This window comes from Burkholderia territorii (assembly GCF_001718335.1).
GTDB lineage: Bacteria > Pseudomonadota > Gammaproteobacteria > Burkholderiales > Burkholderiaceae > Burkholderia > Burkholderia territorii.
Genome location: NZ_CP013366.1, coordinates 2819904 through 2840714, shown reverse-complemented (window position 1 = coordinate 2840714; position 20811 = coordinate 2819904). Strand labels below are relative to the sequence as shown.

At 68.8% G+C, this 20811-nt stretch carries 21 protein-coding genes; 11 read left to right on the top strand and 10 right to left on the bottom strand.

Going from position 1 to position 20811, the window contains the following annotated elements:
• Nucleotides 1-20: 20 nt before the first annotated feature.
• The 6 genes from WS51_RS23620 to WS51_RS23595 form a co-directional block, all read right to left on the bottom strand.
• Nucleotides 21-626, bottom strand: a complete 606-nt coding sequence (locus WS51_RS23620; RefSeq protein ID WP_069229840.1) for a DUF2946 family protein — start codon at nt 624-626, stop codon at nt 21-23.
• Entirely contained in the window at nt 619-1656 is a 1038-nt protein-coding gene (locus WS51_RS23615) for a hydrolase (RefSeq protein WP_069229839.1), read from the bottom strand. Before WS51_RS23615 ends, WS51_RS23620 begins: the two co-directional genes overlap by 8 nt.
• A 33-nt stretch (nt 1657-1689) precedes the next feature.
• Nucleotides 1690-2136 carry a nuclear transport factor 2 family protein gene (locus WS51_RS23610; protein WP_006749968.1) on the bottom strand — a complete coding sequence of 149 codons (447 nt, stop codon included), beginning with the start codon at nt 2134-2136 and terminating at the stop codon, nt 1690-1692.
• A 115-nt stretch (nt 2137-2251) separates the two neighbouring features.
• The gene (gene waaF, locus WS51_RS23605; protein WP_059465704.1) at nt 2252-3289 is read right to left on the bottom strand and encodes a lipopolysaccharide heptosyltransferase II; all 1038 of its coding nucleotides are present in this window, start codon (nt 3287-3289) and stop codon (nt 2252-2254) included.
• Between the two features lie 137 nt (nt 3290-3426).
• The gene (locus WS51_RS23600; RefSeq protein ID WP_006749970.1) at nt 3427-3621 is read right to left on the bottom strand and encodes a zinc-finger domain-containing protein; all 195 of its coding nucleotides are present in this window, start codon (nt 3619-3621) and stop codon (nt 3427-3429) included.
• Between the two features lie 50 nt (nt 3622-3671).
• Complete coding sequence (locus WS51_RS23595) at nt 3672-4595, bottom strand: branched-chain amino acid transaminase (protein ID WP_059447778.1); 924 nt, start codon at nt 4593-4595, stop codon at nt 3672-3674.
• Nucleotides 4596-4800: 205 nt separating this feature from the next.
• Here WS51_RS23595 and WS51_RS23590 point away from each other — a divergent pair, with 205 nt between their 5' ends.
• The 3 genes from WS51_RS23590 to WS51_RS23580 all read left to right on the top strand — a co-directional run bounded on the left by WS51_RS23590 (nt 4801) and on the right by WS51_RS23580 (nt 7354).
• Nucleotides 4801-5556, top strand: a complete 756-nt coding sequence (locus WS51_RS23590) for an AzlC family ABC transporter permease (protein ID WP_059447777.1) — start codon at nt 4801-4803, stop codon at nt 5554-5556.
• Nucleotides 5553-5876: an AzlD domain-containing protein gene (locus WS51_RS23585; RefSeq protein WP_059447776.1), complete on the top strand. Its 324-nt coding sequence runs from the start codon at nt 5553-5555 to the stop codon at nt 5874-5876. Before WS51_RS23590 ends, WS51_RS23585 begins: the two co-directional genes overlap by 4 nt.
• A gap of 281 nt (nt 5877-6157) precedes the next feature.
• Nucleotides 6158-7354: a phosphoglycerate kinase gene (locus tag WS51_RS23580; protein WP_059792112.1), complete on the top strand. Its 1197-nt coding sequence runs from the start codon at nt 6158-6160 to the stop codon at nt 7352-7354.
• A 157-nt stretch (nt 7355-7511) separates the two neighbouring features.
• On the opposite strand, the gene WS51_RS33045 is transcribed toward WS51_RS23580, so the two are convergent.
• Nucleotides 7512-7640 (bottom strand): hypothetical protein, encoded by a 129-nt coding sequence (locus WS51_RS33045; protein WP_257785637.1) that lies wholly within the window; start codon nt 7638-7640, stop codon nt 7512-7514.
• Here WS51_RS33045 and pyk point away from each other — a divergent pair.
• From pyk to WS51_RS23550, 6 genes are all read left to right on the top strand, one after another.
• Nucleotides 7639-9075 (top strand): pyruvate kinase, encoded by a 1437-nt coding sequence (gene pyk, locus WS51_RS23575; RefSeq protein ID WP_059447904.1) that lies wholly within the window; start codon nt 7639-7641, stop codon nt 9073-9075. The genes WS51_RS33045 and pyk overlap by 2 nt on opposite strands.
• A gap of 311 nt (nt 9076-9386) precedes the next feature.
• Nucleotides 9387-10451, top strand: a complete 1065-nt coding sequence (gene fba / locus WS51_RS23570; RefSeq protein WP_059447775.1) for a class II fructose-bisphosphate aldolase — start codon at nt 9387-9389, stop codon at nt 10449-10451.
• Between the two features lie 234 nt (nt 10452-10685).
• Nucleotides 10686-11576, top strand: coding sequence for a phosphoribosylaminoimidazolesuccinocarboxamide synthase (locus tag WS51_RS23565; protein ID WP_059447774.1), 891 nt, complete (start codon nt 10686-10688; stop codon nt 11574-11576).
• A gap of 15 nt (nt 11577-11591) precedes the next feature.
• On the top strand, nt 11592-12113 hold the full coding sequence (purE, locus tag WS51_RS23560) for a 5-(carboxyamino)imidazole ribonucleotide mutase (RefSeq protein WP_059447773.1): 522 nt from the start codon (nt 11592-11594) through the stop codon (nt 12111-12113).
• Nucleotides 12114-12200: 87 nt separating this feature from the next.
• Nucleotides 12201-13394 (top strand): 5-(carboxyamino)imidazole ribonucleotide synthase, encoded by a 1194-nt coding sequence (locus WS51_RS23555; protein ID WP_069229838.1) that lies wholly within the window; start codon nt 12201-12203, stop codon nt 13392-13394.
• A gap of 11 nt (nt 13395-13405) precedes the next feature.
• Complete coding sequence (locus WS51_RS23550) at nt 13406-14434, top strand: L-threonylcarbamoyladenylate synthase (RefSeq protein WP_059447771.1); 1029 nt, start codon at nt 13406-13408, stop codon at nt 14432-14434.
• Between the two features lie 123 nt (nt 14435-14557).
• On the opposite strand, the gene WS51_RS23545 is transcribed toward WS51_RS23550, so the two are convergent.
• From WS51_RS23545 to dacB, 3 genes are all read right to left on the bottom strand, one after another.
• A complete protein-coding gene (locus WS51_RS23545; RefSeq protein ID WP_059545410.1) occupies nt 14558-15697 on the bottom strand; it encodes an SGNH/GDSL hydrolase family protein in 1140 nt (379 codons plus the stop codon).
• Between the two features lie 94 nt (nt 15698-15791).
• The gene (locus tag WS51_RS23540) at nt 15792-16706 is read right to left on the bottom strand and encodes a sterol desaturase family protein (protein WP_059447769.1); all 915 of its coding nucleotides are present in this window, start codon (nt 16704-16706) and stop codon (nt 15792-15794) included.
• Nucleotides 16707-17050: 344 nt separating this feature from the next.
• Nucleotides 17051-18583, bottom strand: coding sequence for a D-alanyl-D-alanine carboxypeptidase/D-alanyl-D-alanine endopeptidase (dacB, locus tag WS51_RS23535; RefSeq protein ID WP_059506788.1), 1533 nt, complete (start codon nt 18581-18583; stop codon nt 17051-17053).
• 182 nt (nt 18584-18765) lie between these two features.
• On the opposite strand from dacB, the gene WS51_RS23530 reads away from it, so the two are divergent.
• Nucleotides 18766-19428 (top strand): response regulator, encoded by a 663-nt coding sequence (locus WS51_RS23530; RefSeq protein WP_040141750.1) that lies wholly within the window; start codon nt 18766-18768, stop codon nt 19426-19428.
• 3 nt (nt 19429-19431) lie between these two features.
• Nucleotides 19432-20778: an ATP-binding protein gene (locus tag WS51_RS23525; protein ID WP_059447767.1), complete on the top strand. Its 1347-nt coding sequence runs from the start codon at nt 19432-19434 to the stop codon at nt 20776-20778.
• Nucleotides 20779-20811: the final 33 nt, after the last annotated feature.

Genomic DNA, 20811 nt, shown 5'->3' with positions numbered 1-20811 from the left:
GCGAGCGGGGAGCGTGCGTGTCAGCCTTCGACGGGACCGTTGCGGCCATCCGATGCGTCGCGCTGCGCCCGCTGCGCGGGACTCGCGACGAAGCCGAACGTCGCCGGAACGTCGGCGCGGGCGAGATTGCCGAGCGCCAGCGTATGCCCGTCGCGCCAGCGCAGCACGGGCGGCGTCGCGTCGAAGTCCGCGTGATCGGCGAACAGGCCGAGGTCGTGGTCGTGCAGCGCCGCGATGCGCGGCGGCGAGCCGGCCGCGCGAAACAGCACGCCACCCGCATCGTCGAGCCACGCGGCGTCCGGCTCGAACGGCGCGCCGGTCTGGTCGGTCAGCGCAAGTTGGCCGTCGCGTTCGGCCAGTCGCACGACCCACGGCGTATAGGCGAGCTCGACGTACACGCGCTGCGGCCCGTTCTGGAAGAACCACTGGCCGTGCGCGTCGCAGTCGTAGTTGCGTCCGATGAACGCGTTCAGTGCCGCATGCCGCACCGGCGAGCCGAGCTCGCCGGCGGCTTGCGCGGCGTCGTCGCGCAGCCGCCACTGGCCGCGCCGGTCGAGCAGCAGCCAGCCGGTGCAGTGCGGCACGTTCGGCCACTTGGCGAGGGCCTGCCTGACGATGTCATCCATGGTCGACGAATTTCGAGCAATAGCCGAACACGCGCGCCGACAGCCAGTCGAGGCGCCCGGGGAACGGCCCGGTCATGAATCCCGCGTGGCCGCCGTGCGCGGGCTGGTCGAGCTCGATGGCCGGCGACACGTCGGCGGCGCTCGGCAGCGCGGATTCGGGCAGGAAAGGATCGTTGCGGGCGTTGAGAATCAGCGTCGGCACGTCGATCGCGGGCAGCAGCGGGCGCGTCGTGGCCTGGGTCCAGTAGTCGTCGGCGTTTGCGAAACCGTGCAGCGGCGCGGTCACGACTTCGTCGAAGTCGCGCATCGTCACGGCCCGCAGCATCGCGTCGCGGTCGAACAGCCCCGGATACTGATCGAGCTTCGCGAGCGCCTTGCGCTTCAGCGTCTTCAGGAAGCTGCGCGTATAGACCATCGCGAAACCCTGCGACAGCGCGCGGCCGCCCGCGTGCACGTCGATCGGCGTCGAGATCGCGGCGGCCGCGTGCACGATCGACGTGTCGCTGCGATGCTCGCCGAGCCAGCGCAGCAGCACGTTGCCGCCGAGCGACACGCCGGCCGCGACGATCGGCCCGCGATGCTGCGCGGCGAGCCGGCGCAGGATCCAGTCGACTTCGGCGCTGTCGGCGAGATGGTAGAAGCGCGGCTGGCGGTTGAGCTCGCCGCTGCAACTGCGAAAGTGCGGGACGACCGCGTGCCAGCCCTTCGCGCGCGCGGCGGCCATCATCGCCAGCGCGTAGTGCGAGCCGGAAGAGCCTTCGAGGCCGTGGAACAGCACGAACAGCGGCGCGTCGGGCGGCGGCGCGGCGCTGTCGAGATGCGCGACCCAGTCGAGATCGATGAAGTCGTGGTCGGGGGTTTCCCATCGCTCTCGTCGGTACGCGACCGCCGGACGCCGTGCGAACAGCGCAGGCACGATGGTTTGGGCATGGCTGTTCGGCAGCCAGCGCGGTGCGCGATAGCGCAATGAATCGTTGTCGGGGGCCGGGGCCCCCGTCAGCGGCGAGGTGGGCGGAGAAGCCGTACTCATGATCGCCCCGCTAATGCGTTGCTTCGTTCTTCGTCAGTGCAGCGGACCCTGCCCGTGACGGATCTTCGCGGCGAATTGTCCGGCCGCTTGTTCGGGAATCGGGCTCGCGTGGATGTGCGCGATGCGCCACTCGCCGCGTTCGTGGATCATCACGTACGTGGCGAAAACCATGTCCGGTTCGGCCGTCAGGTCGGCCTGCTGGTGCGCTTCGGCGATCGTGTAGACGACGGTGCCGAGACTGTCGTACACGCGGATGTCGAGCGGCTCGATCGTCACGGGGCGCGTCGCGAGGCGGTTCGCCAGCCCGCTGCGGATCTGGTCGAGGCCGTGCAGATGCTCGCCGTCGGCCCAGACGCAGCTGGCGAAGTCCTCGTCGATCCACAACCCCAGCAACGCGTCGAGATTGGCATCGGCGACGGCCTGGTAGTAAGCGTTCAGCGTATCGGCAGCGGCTTCGAAGAGGCGGGCAAAACGTGGCATCGGGGTTATCTCTCGCGCGCGTCGCGCGCCGTATTAAGCACGGCGGCCCGGGTGGAGCCGCCGTACACCGGTGAATCGGATTGCCCGGCGCGTCGTGCGACGCTGCCGGCCAGGGTCAGCGCTGCCCGACGAGCATGCCGCGCAAATCGCCGAATACCTGCTCGGGACCGAGTTCGCGCAGGCAGTTCAGATGGCCGAGCGGGCACTCGCGTTGGAAGCAGGGACTGCATTCGAGATGCAGCCATTGTACCTTCGCCAGCTCCGACAGCGGAGGGGTGTGGCGCGGATCCGTCGACCCGTACAGCGCGACGAGCGGGCGGCGCAACGCGGCCGCGACGTGCATCAGCCCCGAATCGTTGGTCACGACCGCGTTCGCGCGCGCGATGAGCGCGCACGCCTCGGACAGCGACGTCTGCCCGCACAGATTGCGCACGTTCGGCGCGTGGTCGGCGATCGCCTGCGCGGCGGCGGCATCCTTCTGCGAGCCGAGCGCGACGATCTGCGTGTACGGGAACGACTGGTGGACGATCGTCGCGAGCGTCGCGAAATGCTCGGGCGGCCAGCGCTTGGCCGGCCCGTATTCCGCGCCGGGGCAGAACACGACGAGCGGCTTGCGCGTATCGAGATTGAAACGTGCGGACACGCGCGCCGTCTCGTTCAGGTCGGCGTCGAGGCGCGGCGCGGGCAACGTCTTCATCGACTCGGGCAGCTTCGCGCCCGGCGCATACGCGAGGGCCGCGTAGTGGGTCGTCATCGGCGCACGCTCGGCCGACTTGTCGGGGTTCGCGTGCCGCACGTTCAACAGCCCGTAGCGGTGCTCGCCCGTGTAGCCGATGCGCAGCGGGATGTTCGCGAGCCACGGGATCACCGCGGACTTCAGCGAATTCGGCAGCACGTAGGCCGCGTCGTAGCCGACGTCGCGCAGGTCGGTCGCGAGCTGCCAGCGGCGCAGCAGCTGCAGCTTGCCGTGCGCGAGGTCGGTCGCGTAGACATCGTGGATCTCGGGCATCCGCTCGAGCACGGGCGCGACCCAGGTGGGCGCGACGGCATCGATCGCGATGCGGGGATGGAGCTTCTTCAGCAGCGCAAAAAGCGGCTGCGCCATCAATGCGTCACCGATCCAGTTCGGTGCGATAACCAGCGCTCGACGCATCAGGTCGACTTCCGATGTCGTAATGAAGCACGGCGCGCATGCGCCGCGTTCGGGTTGTCAGAACAGGAAAAGGGCGGCGCGCCGGGGTTCCGGCTGCGCCGCCTCGCGTGCGGCGGGCCCAAGGGCCCGGTCGCGGCTCAGTGGCCCTTGACCACCTCGCCGTCGCGCAGCTTGTAGCGCGTGCCGCAGTACGGGCAGCGTGCCTCGCCGTGCGACACGTCGATGAACACGCGCGGGTGCGCACTCCAGCGCGCCATGGCGGGGTTCGGGCAGTAGGCGGGGAGATCCTTGGCCGTCAGCTCGACCAGCGGCATTTCCTTGATTTCACTCATGAGACTTTCTCTTATCACTCTTTTGTGGGGCGGTCGGTGGCGCAGCGCGCTCAGACCTTCGTCAGCCAGTGCGCGTACTTCGCGTTCTTGCCCGACACGATATCGAAAAATGCCGACTGGAGCTTTTCCGTGACCGGGCCGCGCGCGCCGCTGCCGATCGTGCGGTTGTCGAGCTCGCGGATCGGCGTGACTTCGGCGGCCGTGCCCGTGAAGAACGCTTCGTCGGCCGTGTAGACCTCGTCGCGCGTGATGCGCTTCTCGATCACCTCGATGCCGGCGTCCTTCGCGAGCGTGATGATCGTGTCGCGCGTGATGCCGTCGAGGCACGACGAAAGATCCGGCGTGTACAGCTTGCCGTTGTTCACGAGGAAGAAGTTCTCGCCGGAGCCCTCCGACACGTAGCCGTCGACGTCGAGCAGCAGCGCTTCGTCGTAGCCGTCGGCGGTCGCTTCCTGGTTCGCGAGGATCGAGTTCACGTACCAGCCCGACGCCTTCGCGCGCACCATGGACACGTTCACGTGGTGGCGCGTGAACGACGACGTCTTCACGCGGATGCCCTTCGCGAGGCCGTCCTCGCCGAGGTACGCGCCCCACGGCCATGCGGCGATCGCGACGTGGATCGTGTTGCCCTTGGCCGACACGCCGAGCTTTTCCGAGCCGACCCAGATGATCGGGCGCAGGTAGCACGACTCGAGCTTGTTCTCGCGCACGACTTCGAGCTGCGCGGCTTCGAGCGTTTCCCGGTCGAACGGCACGTCCATCTGGAAGATCTTCGCCGAATTCAGCAGACGTTTGGTGTGCTCGCGCAGACGGAAGATCGCGGTGCTGCCGTCGGCCGTCTTGTACGCACGCACGCCCTCGAAGACGCCCATGCCGTAGTGCAGCGTATGGGTCAGGACGTGGATCTTGGCGTCGCGCCAGTCGATCAGCTTGCCGTCCATCCAGATCTTGCCGTCGCGGTCGGCCATTGACATAGGATTCTCCTGGGAAGCGGTTGTACAGCGGGTTGTGTGCAGCATTGAGCCGGAAAGACGTTTATTTTAGCGTCATTTGAAGGCGATCCGGTCGGTCGGCAAGGTGCCGGCGCTATAATCGCCCGGTACCGATTCCAATAACGACGGGTCGTACCGGCAGGAGGCGCCGGCGGCCCGGCGAACTGCCCGCCGCGGCCCGCTTCCCATGCTCGCTCGATTGTCCGCCACCGACCGCTTCGCGCTGATCCAGGGCGCGCGCGACTATTCCCCGACACTGATGGCGATCCTGTCCTGGGGGCTCGTGACCGGGGTCGCGATGAGCAAGTCGGTGATGACGCTGGGGCAGGCGAGCGCGATGTCGATCTTCGTCTACGCGGGCTCGTCGCAGCTCGCGGTGCTGCCGCTGCTCGTCGCGAAGCTGCCGATCTGGACGATCCTGCTTACGGCCGCGATGGTCAACCTGCGCTTCGTGATCTTCAGCGCGGGGCTTGCTCCCCATTTTTCCTACCTGCCGCTGTGGCGGCGCCTCGCGATCGGCTATTTCAACGGCGACGTGATCTACCTGCTGTTCCAGAAACAGGGCTTTGCTTACGGCCACGTGCCGGGCAAGGAGGCGTATTTCTGGGGGATGGCGCTCGCGAGCTGGGCGTCGTGGCAGGTGTCGTCGCTCGCCGGCATCCTGCTCGCGAGCCTTTTTCCCGCGAGCTGGGGGCTGGAGCTGGCCGGCACGCTCGCGCTGCTGCCGATCATCGTGTCGGCGGTCGCGAACCGCTCGACGGTCGCGGCCGTTGCCGTCGCGGGCATCGTGTCGCTGATCGCGTTCGACCTGCCGTACCGGCTCGCGCTGCCGATCGCGGTGCTGGCCGCGCTCGCGGCCGGCTGCATGGCCGATTTCTTCGTCGAACGCGCCGACTGGCGCCGCATCCGCACCGAAACCGTCCACGAGAAGGAAGTCGAATGAGCGCGACGGAAATCTGGATCGTGATCGTCGGGATGACGATCGTCACCGCCGTCACGCGCGCGCTGTTCCTGATCGGCGGCGAACGCACCGTGCTGCCCGAGCGCGCGCAGCGCGCGTTGCGCTACGCGCCGGCCGCCGCGCTCGTCGCGGTCGTGCTGCCCGACCTGCTCGAAACGCCGGCCGGGCTGTCGTTCGCGCTGTCCAACCATCCGTTCTATGCCGCGCTCGCCGGCCTCGGCTGGTTCTTGTGGCGGCGCAGCATGCTCGGCACGATCGTCGTCGGCATGCTCGTCTTCACCGTGCTGCGACTGATCTTCTGACGAATCGCCGTGCCGGCGCACCGGGCGCCGGCCGCTCGCGCGCATGGATTGCTGCATTGCGGGAAAAGGTCGGTGGCCGCGCGCGATCCCAAATAGGCGGAATTCGCCGCCGCACGGGTCAGTCTGCCGGATGGATCGGCTAGAATGCCCGTTCGAGATTTTTTACCCGTGCGCGTCATGCGAACCGCCAGCCACGGCCGCATCCGGCGCCCTTTCGCGGCAGCCCGCGCACGTCCAGCGTGAAACCCCCTTTCCCCATCCACTACTTCAATCTGTTCAACATGAGCCAAGTCAAGCGTCTTACCGACCTGATCGCCGCCGGCCAGCTCGCCGGCAAGCGGGTGTTCATCCGCGCCGACCTGAACGTTCCGCAGGACGATCACGGCAACATCACCGAAGACACGCGCGTGCGCGCGTCCGTGCCGGCCATCAAGGCCGCGCTCGACGCCGGCGCGGCCGTGATGGTCACGTCGCACCTCGGCCGTCCGACCGAAGGCGAATTCAAGCCGGAAGACTCGCTCGCGCCGGTCGCGAAGCGCCTCGCCGAGCTGCTCGGCCGCGACGTGCCGCTCGTGTCGAACTGGGTCGACAACGGCGTGAACGTCGCGCCGGGCCAGGTCGTGCTGCTCGAGAACTGCCGCGTGAACAAGGGCGAGAAGAAGAATTCGGACGAGCTCGCGCAGAAGATGGCGAAGCTCTGCGACGTCTACGTCAACGATGCGTTCGGCACCGCGCACCGCGCGGAAGCGACCACCCACGGGATCGCGAAGTACGCGCCCGTCGCGTGCGCGGGTCCGCTGCTGGCCGCCGAACTCGACGCGCTCGGCAAGGCGCTCGGCAACCCGGCCCGCCCGCTGGTCGCGATCGTCGCCGGCTCGAAGGTGTCGACCAAGCTGACGATTCTGAAGTCGCTCGCCGGCAAGGTCGACCAGCTGATCGTCGGCGGCGGCATCGCGAACACGTTCATGCTCGCGGCCGGCCTGTCGATCGGCAAGTCGCTCGCGGAAGCCGATCTCGTCGCCGAGGCGAAGGCGATCATCGACGAGGCGCGCGAGCGCGGCGCGTCGGTGCCGATCCCGACCGACGTCGTGACGGCCAAGGAATTCTCGCCGACGGCCGCGGCCACGGTGAAGCAGGTCGCCGACATCGAAGCGGACGACATGATCCTCGACATCGGCCCGGACACCGCCCGCGCGCTCGCCAGCCAGCTCGAGAAGGCCGGCACGATCGTGTGGAACGGCCCGGTCGGCGTGTTCGAGTTCGACCAGTTCGGCAACGGCACCAAGACGCTCGCCGAAGCGATCGCCAAATCGTCCGCGTTCTCGATCGCGGGCGGCGGCGACACGCTCGCGGCCATCGCGAAGTACGGCATCCACGACCAGGTCAGCTACATCTCGACGGGCGGCGGCGCCTTCCTCGAGTTCCTCGAAGGGAAGAAGCTGCCGGCAGTGGAAGTGCTCGAAACGCGGGCGGCCTGAGCGTGGCGGCGCGCGCAGGGGTGACGAGGGCCGCGCGCTCCGCGAAGGCGGAGCAGCCGGCCGGCGCGGGCAAGCGCAAACGCGCGCCCGCGCGGGCGAACTCGACCCCGCGCGCACCGGCGGCCGCCGGCGACGCGGCCGTGCAGCACCACGAGATTCAGAACAAAGCGATGCCGGACGCAAGCACCGGCACGCCCCCCGGAACGGCCGCCGCTGGGCCCGCCGATTCCGGCTCTCGCAGCGTTTCACCCAGCGCATCCACCTTGATCCAGATGAGGAGTTTCATGCAGCGCGCCACCAAGATAGTCGCCACGATCGGCCCGGCTTCCAGTTCGCCGGAGATTCTGCTGCAGATGATGCAGGCGGGCCTCGACGTCGTGCGGCTCAACTTTTCGCACGGCACGGCCGACGATCACCGCCAGCGCGCCGAGATGGTGCGCGAGGCCGCCCGCAAGGTCGGCCGCGAGATCGCGATCATGGCCGACCTCCAGGGCCCGAAGATCCGCGTCGGCAAGTTCGAGAACGGCAAGACGACGCTCGTGCCGGGCCAGGCCTTCATCCTCGACGCGGGCTGCGAACTCGGCAACGACGAGCGCGTCGGCCTCGACTACAAGGAGCTGCCGCGCGACCTGAAGCCGGGCGACCTGCTGCTGCTGAACGACGGCCTGATCGTGCTGACCGTCGAGCGCGTGCTCGGTGACGAGATCCACACGATCGTCAAGGTGGGCGGCGAGCTGTCGAACAACAAGGGCATCAACCGCCAGGGCGGTGGCCTGTCGGCGCCCGCGCTGACCGCGAAGGACATGGAGGACATCCGCACGGCGATGTCGCTCGGCGCGGATCTCGTCGCGGTGTCGTTCCCGAAGAACGCAACGGACATGGAAATGGCGCGCCAGCTCGCGAACATCGCGGGCGCGCCTTACGGCATCAAGCCGAAGATGATCGCGAAGATCGAGCGCGCCGAAGCGATTCCGGCGCTGCAGAGCATTCTCGACGCGTCCGACGGCATCATGGTCGCGCGCGGCGACCTCGCGGTCGAAGTCGGCAACGCGGCCGTGCCGGCGCTGCAGAAGCGCATGATCCGGATGGCGCGCGAGTCGAACAAGCTCGTGATCACCGCGACGCAGATGATGGAATCGATGATCCACGCGCCGGTGCCGACCCGCGCGGAAGTGTCCGACGTCGCGAACGCGGTGCTCGACGGCACCGATGCGGTGATGCTGTCGGCCGAGACGGCCGCCGGCAAGTACCCGGTCGTCACGATCGAGACGATGGCGGCCGTGTGCGTCGAGGCGGAAAAGTCCGAGCACGTCGAGCTGGACAAGGATTTCCTCGACCGCACGTTCACGCGGATCGACCAGTCGATCGCGATGGGCGCGCTGTTTACCGCATATCACCTCGGTGCCAAGGCGATCGTCGCGCTGACCGAATCGGGCGCGACCGCGCTGTGGATGTCGCGTCACTACACGCACGTGCCGATCTTCGCGCTGACGCCGCGCGTCGGCAGCGAGCGCACGATGGCGCTGTACCGCAACGTGACGCCGCTGCACGTCGACTTCAACAGCGACCGCGACTCGGCGCTGCAGGCCGCGCTCGAGATCGTCGTCAAGCAGGGCTACGTGCAGCACGGCGACATGGTCGTGCTCACCGTCGGCGAGCCGATGGGGCAGGCGGGCGGCACCAACACGCTGAAGATCGTGCGGGTCGGCGAGCATTACTGAGCGCCGGCACGCGCCGGGGCGGCCGGTTGGCCGTCCACCGGCCGCCGGAGCCGATCCGGCACCGTTTTTTTTGACGAAAGCCGCGCGGGGTCCGATGCCCCGCGCGGCTTTTTTTCTGTTTTTTGGCCCGATTGTGCCGTGCGAAGGTAACAAATTGCGAGTACGCGCCACCGGCCGGTCGGAATCGGAGGCGCTTCGCGATAAAATGCGGCTATTCGACGCTCAGCCGCGCCGCGCCGTCCCGGCTCACAAGGGAGCGAGCGCCGCTCCGGCGTCAGGGCGCACCGGTTTTCATTCCAAGGAGTTCCACAATGCCTCTCGTATCAATGCGTCAATTGCTGGACCACGCGGCAGAGCACGGTTACGGCCTGCCGGCCTTCAACGTGAACAACCTGGAGCAGGTCCAGGCGATCATGGCGGCGGCGGATCAGGTCGGCGCGCCCGTGATCATGCAGGCATCGGCCGGCGCGCGTAAGTACGCGGGCGAGCCGTTCCTGCGTCACCTGATCGAAGCGGCGGTCGAGTCGTATCCGCACATCCCGGTCGTGATGCACCAGGACCACGGCCAGTCGCCGGCCGTCTGCATGGCCGCGATCCGCAGCGGCTTCACCAGCGTGATGATGGACGGTTCGCTCGAAGCCGACGGCAAGACGGTCGCCTCGTACGAATACAACGTCGACGTGTCGCGCAAGGTCGTCGAGATGGCGCACTCGATCGGCGTGACGGTCGAGGCCGAACTCGGCGTGCTCGGCTCGCTCGAGACGATGAAGGGCGACAAGGAAGACGGCCACGGCGCGGAAGGCACGATGACCCGCGAGCAGCTGCTGACCGATCCGGAGCAGGCCGCCGACTTCGTGAAGCTCACGCAGTGCGACGCGCTCGCGATCGCGATCGGTACGTCGCACGGCGCGTACAAGTTCTCGAAGAAGCCGACGGGCGACATCCTGTCGATCCAGCGCATCAAGGAAATCCACGCACGCATCCCGAACACGCACCTCGTGATGCACGGTTCGTCGTCGGTGCCGCAGGAGCTCCTCGCCGAGATCCGCGAGTTCGGCGGCGACATGAAGGAAACCTACGGCGTGCCGGTCGAGGAAATCCAGGAAGGCATCAAGCACGGCGTGCGCAAGATCAACATCGACACCGACCTGCGCCTCGCGATCACCGGCGCGATCCGCCGCTACATGTTCGAGAACCCGGGCAAGTTCGACCCGCGCGACTACCTGAAGCCCGCGCGCGAAGCGGCGAAGAAGGTGTGCGTCGACCGTTACCTCGCGTTCGGCTGCGAAGGCCAGGCCGCGAAGATCAAGCCGGTCTCGCTCGACAAGATCGCCGAGCAGTACAAGTCCGGCGCGCTTGCGCAGGTCGTGCGCTGAGACTGTAGTACGATTGCCCCGCCCGGTCCTGCCGCCGGGGCGAGGCTGGCCGCCGCGGCGCCGGATTCGGTCCGGGCCCCGGGGCGGCCGCTCCATCCGGCCGAACGAGGGCCGGCCGGCAGCCGGCGAGCCTGAGCGCCCGCCGGCGCGCCGACGCATTGCAAGACCGCCGTTCCCGCCTGCCGCGGGGAACGGCGTTTCCCTTTTGTTTGGCTCCTTATCTGCGAAAAGACGATGTCTACCCTTTACGAATCCACGCTCCGCTCGCTGCCGCTCCTCGGTCGCGGCAAGGTCCGCGACAACTACGCGGTCGGCAACGACAAGCTCCTGATCGTCACGACGGATCGCCTGTCGGCATTCGACGTGATCATGGGCGAGCCGATTCCGAACAAGGGCCGCGTGCTGAACCAGATGGCGAACTTCTGGTTCGACAAGCTCGCGCACATCGTGCCGAACCACCTGACCGGCGACGCGCCGGAATCGGTCGTCGCGGCTGACGAAGTCGAGCAGGTGAAGGGCCGCGCGGCCGTCGTCAAGCGCCTCGAGCCGATCATGATCGAGGCGGTCGTGCGCGGCTACCTGGCCGGCAGCGGCTGGAAGGAATACCAGCAGTCGGGCGCCGTGTGCGGCGTGAAGCTGCCGGAAGGGCTGCAGAACGCGCAGAAGCTGCCCGAGCCGATCTTCACGCCGGCCGCGAAGGCCGAGCTCGGCGAGCACGACGAGAACATCACGTTCGAGGAAACCGAGCGCCGCATCGGCACCGAGCTGGCCGCGACGATCCGCGACATCTCGATCCGCCTGTACAAGGAAGCGGCCGACTACGCGGCGACGCGCGGCATCATCATCGCCGACACGAAGTTCGAATTCGGCCTCGACAACCACGGCAAGCTGTACCTGATGGACGAAGTGCTGACCGCCGACTCGTCGCGCTTCTGGCCGGCCGACCAGTACCAGGTCGGCACCAACCCGCCGTCGTTCGACAAGCAGTTCGTGCGCGACTGGCTCGAGGCGCAGCCGTGGGGCAAGACCGCGCCGGCACCGGCACTGCCGGCCGACGTCGTCGAGAAGACGGCCGCGAAGTACCAGGAAGCGCTCGAGCGCATCACCGGCCAGCCGCTCGCCTGAAGGAAGGAACGCACAATGAGTGAAGTCCAGACTGCCCACACGCACAGCGCGCCGCTCGTCGGCGTGCTGATGGGTTCGAGTTCCGACTGGGACGTGATGAAGAACGCGGTCGCTATCCTGCAGGAATTCGGCGTGCCGTACGAAGCGAAGGTCGTGTCCGCGCACCGGATGCCCGACGAGATGTTCGACTATGCGGAGAAGGCGCGCGAGCGCGGGCTGCGCGCGATCATCGCGGGCGCGGGCGGCGCCGCGCACCTGCCCGGCATGCTGGCCGCAAAGACCACGGTGCCGGTGCTCGGCGTGCCGGTCGCGAGCAAGTACCTGAAGGGCGTCGATTCGCTGCACTCGATCGTGCAGATGCCGAAGGGCGTGCCGGTCGCGACGTTCGCGATCGGCGAGGCCGGCGCCGCGAATGCCGCGCTGTTCGCGGTGTCGATCCTGTCCGGCACGTCGGTCGACTACGCGAACCGTCTCGCCGCGTTCCGCGTGCGCCAGAACGAAGCCGCGCACGCGATGGTGCTGCCGCCGCTCGAATGACGGTGCACCGGCGGGCGCACGGCGATTCGGCGGCCGCCCGATTTTCCCCACTGCGGCGGGCGTTGCCCGTCGCGACCGACCACTGACATGACCGCAACTCCTGATTCCGTTTCCCCGATCCTGCCCGGCGCGTGGCTGGGCATGGTCGGCGGTGGCCAGCTCGGCCGCATGTTCTGCTTTGCCGCCCAGTCGATGGGCTATCGCGTCGCCGTGCTCGATCCCGATCCGACGAGCCCCGCCGGCGCGGTCGCCGACCGTCACCTGCGCGCGGCCTACGACGACGAAGCCGCGCTCGCCGAACTGGCCGGGCTGTGCGATGCCGTGTCGACGGAATTCGAGAACGTGCCGGCCGCGAGCCTCGATTTCCTCGCGCGCACGACGTTCGTCGCGCCGGCCGGCCGCTGCGTCGCGGTCGCGCAGGACCGGATCGCGGAGAAGCGTTTCATCGAGGCGTCGGGCGTGCCGGTCGCACCGCACGTCGTGATCGAATCGGCGCAGGCGCTCGCCGCGCTCGGCGACGCCGCGCTCGACGCGGTGCTGCCGGGCATCCTGAAGACGGCGCGCCTCGGTTACGACGGCAAGGGCCAGGTGCGCGTGAGCACCGCGCGGGAAGCGCGCGACGCGCATGCGTCGCTCGGCGGCGTGCCGTGCGTGCTCGAGAAGCGCCTGCCGCTGAAATACGAAGTGTCCGCATTGATCGCGCGCGGCGCGGACGGCCGCTCGGCCGCATTTCCGCTCGCGCAGAACGTGCATCACAACGGCATCCTCGCGCTGACCGTCGTGCCGGCGCCGGCCGCCGACGCCGCGCGCGTCGAGGAGGCGCAGCAGGCAGCCGTGCGGATCGCCGACACGCTCGGCTACGTCGGCGTGCTGTGCGTCGAATTCTTCGTGCTGGAAGACGGCTCGTTCGTCGCGAACGAGATGGCGCCGCGCCCGCACAATTCCGGCCATTACACGGTCGACGCGTGCGCCACGAGCCAGTTCGAGCAGCAGGTGCGCACGATGACGCGCATGCCGCTCGGCAACCCGCACCAGCATTCGCCGGCCGCGATGCTGAACATCCTCGGCGACGTGTGGTTCCCCAACGGGGCGGCCGAGGCCGTCACGCCGCCGTGGGACACGGTCGCCGCGATGCCGGCCGCGCACCTGCACCTGTACGGCAAGGAAGAGGCGCGCGTCGGCCGCAAGATGGGCCACGTCAACTTCACGGCGCCGACGCGCGACGAAGCCGTCGCCGCCGCCAACGCGTGCGCGCAACTGCTGCGCGTGCCGCTCGACTGAGGCGCCAGCCGATGTCCATCGATCTCCCGAAGTCGGTGACGCCCGCGCAGATCGACGCGGCCGCCGCGCTGCTCGACGCCGGCCAACTCGTCGCGTTCCCGACCGAAACCGTCTACGGGCTCGGCGGCGATGCGGCGAATCCCGAGGCCGTCGCGCGCATCTACGCGGCGAAAGGGCGCCCGGCGAACCATCCGGTGATCGTGCATCTGCCGCCCGGCGGCGATCCCGCTTACTGGGCCGAAGAACTGCCCGCCGATGCGCAGGCGTTGATCGATGCATTCTGGCCGGGCCCGCTGACGCTGATCCTGAAGCGCCATGCACGCATACCGGACGCCGTGAGCGGCGGCCAGGATTCGGTCGGCCTGCGCTGTCCGTCGCATCCGGTCGCGCAGGCGCTACTGGCCGCGTTCAGCGCGCGGCGGGGCGGCCATGGCGGCGTCGCCGCGCCGTCCGCGAACCGCTTCGGGCACGTGAGCCCGACCACCGCACAGCACGTGCGCGACGAATTCGGCGACACCGTACACGTGCTCGACGGCGGCCCGTCCGAGGTCGGCATCGAATCGACGATTCTCGACCTGTCGCGCGGTTTCCCCGCGCTGCTGCGCCCGGGCCACGTGACGCCGCAGCAGATTGCCGACGTGCTCGGCCGCGCGCCGCGCCTGCCGGACGGCAGCGATGCGACCGCGCCGCGCGCGTCCGGTACGCTGAAGGCGCATTACGCGCCGCGCACGCCGCTCGCGTTGCTGCCGTTCGACTCGCTCGAGCCGCTGCTCGCGGCCGCGCAGACGGACGGCGAACGTGTCGCGCTCGTCGCACGCGCATCGCGCGCGGGACGCTGGGCCCAGGCCGACGGCGTGCATTTCGTCGCGGCGCCGGAAGATCCGCAGGCGTATGCGCGCGACCTGTACGGCATGCTGCGCGCGCTCGATCGTGCGCAGGTCGCACGTATCCTCGTCGAGAAACTGCCCGAGACCGTCGAGTGGATCGCGGTCAACGATCGTCTCGGCCGCGCGGCAGCGGCGTTCGAAGCGCGCGACTGACGTAGCCGCTTTCATCCGGCGAGCCAGCGAAGAGCCGGCAAAAGACCAGCAAAGAACCAGCAAAAAAACGCCTGACCGGCGCGAACCGGTCAGGCGTTTTCGTTTGTGCGCGTGGCCGGCGGCTTACTTGCCGACGCCGGACTTCGCGATCTGCTGCTCGACGTATTGCGCGAACAACGCGTGCAGGCGCGTGGTCGGGTGGACCGTATCGGCGAACATGTACGTCTGGTCCGCGTTGGCGGTCGTGTAGGTCTGCGGCGAGCAGAACAGCGACGAGCCGAACGCGGTCGCGTTCGCGACGCCGTACTGCGTGGCGGCCTGGACCATCGCCTTCAGGTTGCACGCCGTATCGGTATTCGACACGCTGAAGCCGTTCGCCTGGTAGTTGGCCGCGATGCCGTCCTGCCACGTAAACGCGTCGACCACTGCGTATTTCGTCGTGTCGACCTTCAGTGCGGCCAGCGTGCCGACCAGCGTCTTGTTGAAGAGGCCCGACAGTTGCGTGAACGCGGCCTGCGTGCCGCCTTGCAGCGCGAGCGGCGTGCCGCCGATGTCCGGCACGGTCGCGACGAACACGTGCGTTGCACCGGCCGCGACGATCTGCTGGACGATGCCACCGAGCTGCTGGGCGGCGAGGCCGATCGCCTGCGCGGCCGCGAGTTGCGCGGCCGGCGTGTTGCCTTGCGCCTGCGCGACCTGCGCCTGATAGAAGATGTCGTTCGCGCCACCGTTGATCAGCACGATCTGACCGGCGTTGAAGCTGCCGTGCTGCGACAGGTACTGCTTGACCTGATCGGCGATCGGCGTCGTCGTCGCCTGTGCATAGTCCGAGTTCGCGACGCTGGCGTCCGCGTGGCCGATGCCCGGTTGCAGCGTCACGCGCGAGCCGCCCTGCGCGTAGCCGAGGCCGCCCGTGGCCTGCAGCGGAATGCCGAAGCCGCCCTGGTTCGCGGGTTGCAGCGTGTCGCCGTAGTACTGCGCGACGTCCTGCGTCCACACCTGGCCCGGGTTGGTCGTGAAGCGGCCGCCGCCGAAACCGAGCTTGATCTGCGAGTAGGTGCCGACGTCCGACAGGCTGTCGCCGAACGACACGATCTGCATCTTCACGCCGGACGGCGGCGTGTTCGACGCGCTGCTGCTGTTGTTGTCGTCGCCGCCGCCGCACGCGGCGAGCAGCGCGAGCGCGGCGCCCGCGATCGCGACCTGCGCGGTGCGCAACAGGCGTTGACGGTGGCGCGTCGGGATTTGTCGTTGTGACTGCATCGTTCGATCTCCTCGTAGATATGGCCCGATGTGTTTCTCATCTGCCGCGCGCCGGCTCGGATCCGGGCTGCGCGGCGGCCGTTGGCTGAAACGGTTATTGGTCGCGTACGGCCGCAAGCGGCGCGGTGCGCGGATCGTGATTCGCGGCCTCGGCGATCTGCGCATGATAAGCGCTCGCCCATTCGGGCGGGCCGAAAATCGCACGCAGCTTGTTGCGCCATCCTTGGACGCGTAACGCGTCGGCCGCCATCGACACCCACTCGTGAAAGGTCGCGACGAGCGGGTTGTTCGAGCCCAGCGGCTCGACGATTCCGTATTGCGGCGGATCGTCGGGCGACTCCTCGACGTAGCTGCCGAACAGGCGGTCCCAGATCACGAGCACACCTGCGTAATTGCGGTCGATGTAGCGCGGGTTGCGCGCATGGTGCGCGCGATGGATCGACGGCGTGTTGAGCACGTATTCGAGCCAGCCGAGCTTGCCGATCGCCTGCGTGTGCACGAAGAACTGGAACGCGAGGTTGATCAGCACGATGCCGACGATCTGCTGCGGCGGAAAACCGAGGAACGCGAGCGGCAGCCAGAACGCCCACATGCCCGCGACGGGATACATGAGGCTCTGCCGGAACGCGGTCGAGAAATTCATCCGCTCGGACGAGTGATGCACGACGTGCGCCGCCCACAGCCAGCGCACGCGATGGCTCGCGCGATGGAACACGTAGTAGAGGAAGTCCTGGCCGACGAACAGCACGGCGAACGACAGCCAGCCGTCGTGCCACGTGAACAGCCGGAAATGTGCGTAGCAGTACGCATAAACGGGGATCACGAACAGCCACGCGAGCTTGTCGGCGCCCTGGTGCATCAGGGCGAGCACCGCGTTGCACAGCGTGTCGCGCCACGCATAAACATGGTCCTGCGCGCGCGTGCGGGCGAGGTGCCAGGCTTCCCACGCGATGCAGAGCAGGAAGACGGGTGCCAGCGCGAGCAGAAGCAATTCGACGTCGAATCGCATGGGCGTGTCTCCTCCTTTCCCCTGCAAGCCGTGAGGCCGGGCGTACGGCCCGTTGTAGATATCGGTCAGGCCAACAGCCTACGCAATCGCCACGCGCTAGGCGAGGGGGCAGCGTAGAGGGTTCCCTCTGAGGACAGGGTTTCTACGGAAGTCATGCGCAACGGGGCCGCGCGGTGCGGCCCCGTTTTATGGTCGGCGCCAGCGGGCGATGGAACGTTGGCGGGCGGCCGATGCCGTTTCAAACCGTGCCGGCGAGATTCCGGTGCCGTGCGCGGCCCGGCGGATGCTGCCGTGGCGCGATCGACGCAGGCCGGTGGCGAAGCGCTGGGGCGCCGCGTGCGGCGTCAGTGCGCGCCCGCGTAGATCCATTCGAGCAGGGTGTCGTGCGCGGCGCGCGCGGCTTCCGCGTGATCGTCGTTGATGAAACTGACGACGATGTAGCTCTGGCCGTCGGCACCGGCGACGTAGCCCGCGATCGCGCGCACGTCGCGCAGCGTGCCGGTCTTGATGTGCGCGTTGCCGAGCACGCCGGCGTTGGTCAGGCGGTTCTTCATCGTGCCGTCGATGCCGGCGATCGGCAGCGAATCGATGAACGCCTGCGCGACCGGGCTTGCGTTCGCGGCCTGCAGCAGCGCGGCGAGCGACTGCGCGCTCACGTGCTCGTCGCGCGACAGGCCCGAGCCGTTCTCGAGCTCGAGGTCGGGCATCGCGATCCCGCTCTTCTGCAGGAACGCGCGAATCGCGCGACTCGACTGCTCGGGTGTCGCGGGCGGCTTGCCGGCAACCGCGCCGATCGTCAGGAACAGGTTGCGCGCCATCACGTTGTTGCTGAACTTGTTGATGTCGTAGACGATGCTGCCGAGCACGGGGCTGTGATGGACGGCGAGCGGGCGCGCGGAGGTCGGCACCTTGCCTTCGCTGACGGGGCCCGCGATCGTGCCGCCGTCCTGCTGCCACAGCGCGAGGAAGCCGCGCGCGAAGAACGTCGTGTGATCGAGGATCGCCAGGTTGGTCGTGCGCGCGCCGCAGCGCAGCGGGTAGTCGCCGACGAACGACGCGGTCATGATCCCGCCGCCGGCCGACAGCGTCGGACGCGCGGCCGCGGCGGCCGCGCCGCACGACCCCGTGCCTTCGTACAGCTGATTGTCGATCGACAGGTTCGCGAGCGGCGGCAGCACGTCGACGGCGACCTTGCCGTCGTCGCCCGGCGTGACCGTGAACGACACGGCCTTGAACGCGTACAGCAGCGGATCGGGGCCGACGTTGTACGGCGCGCTCGCGTCGTCGTCGAACGACGGCAGGTCGCGCGTCGACGCGGCGAAATAGCTCTTGTCGAGCACGAGGCCGCCGGCCACGCGCTTGATGCCCGCCTTGCGCAGCTTGTCGACGAGGTCGATCAGTTCCTCCGGCACGAGCTTCGGATCGCCGGTGCCCTTGATGTACAGGTTGCCCTGCAGCGTGCCGTCCGGATCGACCGGGCCGTCCGCATACGCCGTGGTGCGCCAGCGGTAGTCGGGGCCGAGGATCGACAGGCCCGAGAAGGTCGTGACGAGCTTCATCGTCGACGCCGGCATCATCGGCCGGTTCGCATTCCATGCGATCAGCGGCTCGGGGTCGCCGACGCGCTCGACGACGACGCTCATCGCCGATGCCGGCACCTTCGCGCGCTGCAGCGCGACGAGCACCGACGCCGGCAGGCCGGCCGCCCGCGCGGCGGGCGACACGACGGCGGTCTTGCGCGCTTCCTTGTGGGACTTCTTGCGGGCCTGCGCGGACGGTGCGAACGCAAGGGCCGTGCAGGTGGCGACGACGGCGGCCGCGCGCAGAAGCGGGCGGGCGCGGGGGGCGAACCGGGTGGAAAGATCGGAAATCGGCATGGGCGAATACGGGAAAAGCACGGAATTCGGGCGGGGCGCGCGCGGCGCCGGAGCGCACATTGTAGAGACAAGTGCGGACATGTCCGTTGAATCCGCCTTTCTATTGCATTGCACCGGGCGCACGCGATTCGCGGCGCTACAATGATCGCCATGTTTGACTCGCCCGATGGGTTCCAGCTCCGATGCGGATTCTGCTTGTTGAAGACGATCGCATGATTGCCGAGGGCGTGCGCAAGGCGTTGCGCGCCGACGGCTTCGCGGTCGACTGGGTACAGGACGGCGACGCCGCGCTCACGGCGCTCGGCGGCGAGACGTACGACCTGCTGCTGCTCGACCTCGGCCTGCCCAAGCGCGACGGCATCGACGTGCTGCGCACGCTGCGCGCGCGCGGGCTGTCGCTGCCGGTGCTGATCGTCACCGCGCGCGATGCGGTCGCCGATCGCGTGAAGGGCCTCGACGCGGGCGCCGACGACTACCTCGTCAAGCCGTTCGACCTCGACGAACTGGGTGCGCGGATGCGCGCGCTGATTCGCCGCCAGGCAGGGCGCAGCGAGTCGCTGATCCGTCACGGCGCGCTGACGCTCGACCCGGCTTCGCACCAGGTGACGCTCGACGGCGCGCCCGTCGCGCTGTCCGCGCGCGAGTTCGCGCTGCTCGAGGCGCTGCTCGCGCGGCCCGGCGCGGTGCTGTCGAAGAGCCAGCTCGAGGAAAAGATGTACGGCTGGGGCGAGGAGATCGGCAGCAACACGGTCGAGGTCTACATCCACGCGCTGCGCAAGAAGCTCGGCTCGGATCTGATCCGCAACGTGCGCGGGCTCGGCTACATGGTCGTCAAGGAAAGCTGACGCGTGAGGTCGATTCGTCATCAATTGCTGATCTGGCTGCTCGCGATCGTCGTCGCGGGCGTGGGCGCCGCGGGCTGGCTCATCTACCGGCAGGCGCTCGCCGAGGCGAACGAGCTGTTCGACTACCAGCTGCAGGAAATCGCGGCGGCGCTGCCGTCCGAGCCGTTCTCGCAGGTGTTCGGTTCGCGCACCAACGGCGACGAAGGCATCGTGATCCAGATCTGGAACCGCAACGGCGTGCTGATGTACTTCTCGCATCCGCGCGCGCCGATCGCGCCGCGCGCGGAGCTCGGCTTCTCGACCGAGCGCACCGATCGCGGTGAATGGCGCGTGTACGGCGCGATCGTCGGCGACAACGTCGTGCAGCTCGCGCAGCCGCTGTCGGTGCGCAACCGGCTCGCGGCGAACGTGGCGCTGCGCACGCTGTGGCCGTTGATCGTGCTGCTGCCGTTCCTCGGCGCGGCGGTGTGGATGATCGTCGGGCGCGGGCTCGCGCCGCTCGGCCGCGTGACGCACGCGGTCGAGGCGCGCCGGCCCGAAGCGCTCGATCCGTTGCCCGATGCGCGCCTGCCGCTCGAGGTGCAGCCGCTCGTGCGCGCGCTGAACGGGCTGCTCGCGCGGCTGTCGGCGGCGCTCGATACGCAGAAGGCCTTCGTCGCCGATGCCGCGCACGAGCTGCGCACGCCGCTCGCGGCCGTGCAGATCCAGGCGCAGCTCGTCGCGCGCGCGAAGGACGACACGTCGCGCCGCGAGGCGCTCGCCGATCTGCAGGACGGCGTCACGCGCGCGACGCGCCTCGCCGAGCAGTTGCTCGCGCTGGCGCGCGCCGAACCGGACGGCGCGACGATGCGCGAGCCGGTCGACCTGCAGGCGCTGCTGGTCGAATGCGTGGCCGCGTATGCACCGCTCGCGCAACGGCACAGCATCGATCTCGGCTTCGAGGACAGCCACGCGGCGACCGTCGTCGCGGACGTCGGCGCGCTGCGCGTGATGTTCGGCAACCTGCTCGACAACGCGGTGAAGTACACGCCGGACGGCGGCCGCATCGACGTGTCGCTGACGCGCGACGCGGCCGGCCGCATCTGCGTGCAGATCGGCGACAGCGGCCCCGGCATCCCGGCCGACGAGCGCGAGCGCGTGTTCGACCGCTTCTACCGCGACAGCTCCGCGCGCGCGCGCGCCGACGTGTCGGGCAGCGGGCTCGGGCTGGCGATCGTCAAGCGCGTCGCGGCGCAGCAGGGCGCGACGGTAACGCTCGGCGACGCGGCCGCGGGCGGCCTGCTCGTGAGCGTCGTGTTCCGCGACGCCGAGACGCCGGCGCCCGTGCCGGAGGCGTCCGAATCGGTATGACGAACGGCGCGGGCGACGGCCTAAGCCTCGTTT

Excerpts from the sequence above, each read along its gene's own strand:
- WS51_RS23620 (WP_069229840.1), bottom strand. The coding sequence starts at position 626 with ATGGATGACATCGTCAGGCAGGCCCTCGCCAAGTGGCCGAACGTGCCG.
- WS51_RS23615 (WP_069229839.1), bottom strand. The coding sequence starts at position 1,656 with ATGAGTACGGCTTCTCCGCCCACCTCGCCGCTGACGGGGGCCCCGGCC.
- WS51_RS23610 (WP_006749968.1), bottom strand. The coding sequence starts at position 2,136 with ATGCCACGTTTTGCCCGCCTCTTCGAAGCCGCTGCCGATACGCTGAAC.
- waaF (WP_059465704.1), bottom strand. The coding sequence starts at position 3,289 with ATGCGTCGAGCGCTGGTTATCGCACCGAACTGGATCGGTGACGCATTG.
- WS51_RS23600 (WP_006749970.1), bottom strand. The coding sequence starts at position 3,621 with ATGAGTGAAATCAAGGAAATGCCGCTGGTCGAGCTGACGGCCAAGGAT.
- WS51_RS23595 (WP_059447778.1), bottom strand. The coding sequence starts at position 4,595 with ATGTCAATGGCCGACCGCGACGGCAAGATCTGGATGGACGGCAAGCTG.
- WS51_RS23590 (WP_059447777.1), top strand. The coding sequence starts at position 4,801 with ATGCTCGCTCGATTGTCCGCCACCGACCGCTTCGCGCTGATCCAGGGC.
- WS51_RS23585 (WP_059447776.1), top strand. The coding sequence starts at position 5,553 with ATGAGCGCGACGGAAATCTGGATCGTGATCGTCGGGATGACGATCGTC.
- WS51_RS23580 (WP_059792112.1), top strand. The coding sequence starts at position 6,158 with ATGAGCCAAGTCAAGCGTCTTACCGACCTGATCGCCGCCGGCCAGCTC.
- pyk (WP_059447904.1), top strand. The coding sequence starts at position 7,639 with ATGCAGCGCGCCACCAAGATAGTCGCCACGATCGGCCCGGCTTCCAGT.
- WS51_RS33045 (WP_257785637.1), bottom strand. The coding sequence starts at position 7,640 with ATGAAACTCCTCATCTGGATCAAGGTGGATGCGCTGGGTGAAACGCTG.
- fba (WP_059447775.1), top strand. The coding sequence starts at position 9,387 with ATGCCTCTCGTATCAATGCGTCAATTGCTGGACCACGCGGCAGAGCAC.
- WS51_RS23565 (WP_059447774.1), top strand. The coding sequence starts at position 10,686 with ATGTCTACCCTTTACGAATCCACGCTCCGCTCGCTGCCGCTCCTCGGT.
- purE (WP_059447773.1), top strand. The coding sequence starts at position 11,592 with ATGAGTGAAGTCCAGACTGCCCACACGCACAGCGCGCCGCTCGTCGGC.
- WS51_RS23555 (WP_069229838.1), top strand. The coding sequence starts at position 12,201 with ATGACCGCAACTCCTGATTCCGTTTCCCCGATCCTGCCCGGCGCGTGG.
- WS51_RS23550 (WP_059447771.1), top strand. The coding sequence starts at position 13,406 with ATGTCCATCGATCTCCCGAAGTCGGTGACGCCCGCGCAGATCGACGCG.
- WS51_RS23545 (WP_059545410.1), bottom strand. The coding sequence starts at position 15,697 with ATGCAGTCACAACGACAAATCCCGACGCGCCACCGTCAACGCCTGTTG.
- WS51_RS23540 (WP_059447769.1), bottom strand. The coding sequence starts at position 16,706 with ATGCGATTCGACGTCGAATTGCTTCTGCTCGCGCTGGCACCCGTCTTC.
- dacB (WP_059506788.1), bottom strand. The coding sequence starts at position 18,583 with ATGCCGATTTCCGATCTTTCCACCCGGTTCGCCCCCCGCGCCCGCCCG.
- WS51_RS23530 (WP_040141750.1), top strand. The coding sequence starts at position 18,766 with ATGCGGATTCTGCTTGTTGAAGACGATCGCATGATTGCCGAGGGCGTG.